We start from the raw sequence: 572 nt of genomic DNA, 5'->3' as shown, positions 1-572 counted from the left end.
GTACATAAAGAGCAGAAAGATGCTTATGTATATGTTCAAAAAGAGGAAAATAAATAATTTTAATATATAAATAAAAGCTACCAGAGAGAACGTTTTAGTTTCTTTGGTAGCTTTTTCTATTGAGATATAATTTGGAAGTAATGAAAAAAGGAGTAGTCTGAAAATGAAATGATTATATGTTTAAGGGAATAAGTATAACAGCACGTAATGAAGATGGATTATAAAATTTTGCACAATAAACGGAGCTAGTATTAAAGAGAATCCAATCGTTGGAATGAATAAAAGAGAAGTAAGGACGATTATCCATAACTCATGAAAAAACTTCCTTGAAGTAYCTTACTATACATAYGACATTTATATAAATAAAAAAAGCCCAGGMCCCTTGATAAACAAGGTTCCTGGGCTTTTAATAATACTCTTTGCAGAGTACCGAGATTAACGAGAGTAGAACTCTACGATTAATGCTTCGTTGATTTCAGCTGCTAACTCAGAACGCTCAGCGTGACGAGTGTAAGTAGCTTCTAACTTATCAGCATCGAAAGTTAAGTATTCTGGTACGAAGTTGTTAACTT

1 pseudogene is annotated in these 572 nt (G+C 32.0%); it reads right to left on the bottom strand.

Features of this window, described 5'->3' with window-relative positions:
* Positions 1 to 435: 435 nt before the first annotated feature.
* Positions 436 to 572: pseudogene (locus AC1DJR_RS32850) on the bottom strand (30S ribosomal protein S4); the annotation flags it as partial.

Source organism: Bacillus sp. 05T31, assembly GCF_056396725.1.
The sequence above is the reverse complement of the archived record's forward strand: the minus strand, read 5'-3'. Positions and strand labels throughout refer to the sequence as shown.